This window comes from Sutterella massiliensis, assembly GCF_016899755.1.
Lineage (GTDB): Bacteria > Pseudomonadota > Gammaproteobacteria > Burkholderiales > Burkholderiaceae_F > Sutterella > Sutterella massiliensis.
Genome location: NZ_JACJJC010000230.1, coordinates 1 through 561, shown reverse-complemented (window position 1 = coordinate 561; position 561 = coordinate 1). Strand labels below are relative to the sequence as shown.

Genomic DNA, 561 nt, shown 5'->3' with positions numbered 1-561 from the left:
GGAAACGGGTATGCCCGACTCTGTGTAGCGAACGATTCGGTTCGGTTCTCGCGGTGTGACGACTGAGGACGGAACGGTCAAAGTCGCCTCCGGCCCGAACTTCCCGAGCCTCGTGTGCACGCGCATGCGTCCGTCCGGGAGTCTTTCCGCCTTCGGCTTCACGCCCGCCTGCGGCGTCGTATTTGCGGCAAATCCCTTCGGTTCGCTGCGCACGGGAAAATTCGACTGTTCGTTCTCACTCTCTTGCGTTGCCTCGCCCTTATCCGACGCGTCCGCCGGTGCCGTTGAAAGCTGCGGCTTCTCTCTCGATTTGATGCGAACGACATGACGGACTTCCCCGCTTTGGTTTCCTTCTGCCTGCGGCATGTCGGCGATCGAAGGCCCCGTTCGATCCGCGATCGAAGGCGCCTCCCCGAACACCGTTCGATCGGCACGCGAGCGAAAAGCCCGTTGCTGCGCGTCAAGCGCCGCTTTGGCTCGACTTTGTTCGACACCGCTTTTCGCTCTCGCTTCCACGGCGTCGAACAGGGCGTCAACCGACTGCGCCGCGTCCGACTGACG

2 protein-coding genes are annotated in these 561 nt (G+C 62.6%); one reads left to right on the top strand and one right to left on the bottom strand.

Annotated features, from left to right (window positions below):
* The coding region (locus H6A60_RS12315) for a hypothetical protein (protein WP_205105050.1) at positions 1 to 213 on the bottom strand (213 nt) is incomplete at its 3' end.
* 111 nt (positions 214 to 324) lie between these two features.
* Between H6A60_RS12315 and H6A60_RS12310 the strand changes: the two genes are divergently transcribed.
* Positions 325 to 561 (top strand): hypothetical protein (locus tag H6A60_RS12310; protein WP_205105048.1); only part of this gene is annotated, 237 nt, incomplete at its 3' end.